This is a genomic window from Clostridium sp. AF32-12BH (assembly GCF_003477935.1).
Classification (GTDB): Bacteria; Bacillota; Clostridia; order Lachnospirales; family Lachnospiraceae; genus Brotaphodocola.
This window is the reverse complement of the sequence record NZ_QUEH01000046.1, coordinates 1-490: the sequence shown is the minus strand read 5'-3', so window position 1 is coordinate 490 and position 490 is coordinate 1. Positions and strand designations below refer to the sequence as shown.

At 44.9% G+C, this 490-nt stretch carries 1 protein-coding gene; it reads right to left on the bottom strand.

Annotated features, from left to right (window positions below):
• The coding region (locus DWZ40_RS19120) for a type II toxin-antitoxin system RelB/DinJ family antitoxin (RefSeq protein WP_118544364.1) at positions 1-261 on the bottom strand (261 nt) is incomplete at its 3' end.
• Positions 262-490 lie beyond the last annotated feature (229 nt).

Below are 490 nucleotides of genomic sequence, written 5' to 3'. Positions count from 1 at the left end.
CTCCATCATCTGATCGACATTGGAATAGGTCTTGCCGAGGCTCGGATCGGCTTTCATTCTCTTTACTTCCTTGATTGCTTCAACAGTTTCCGCGTTCGGCACATCGCCGCTAATTTCAAAGGGTATTCTATACTCCCTCACAGCCTTACGCGCAAAAACATTGAACGCCGTTGTCATCGTCATTCCCATATCAGCACAGAACGCCTCAAACTGCCGCTTCAAGTCTGCGTCCATACGAATGTTAATATTTGTATTTGCCATAGGTAGCAACTCCTTTCACTCTCATTATATCCATTGTATAACTTTTTATTTACAATGTCAATATATGTTTCTGACCGTTTACCCAAGCACTGGCCCTTAAACTTCTACCCTGGTATGTTCGCATTTAGAGGACAAAAAAGCCTTGATTTATGCGGCTTTCCGGGCGCAGTAGAGAGGGGGCCGGTATATTTACCCTCGGAGGGCTGAAAACGGCTTCTAAAGCGTAACA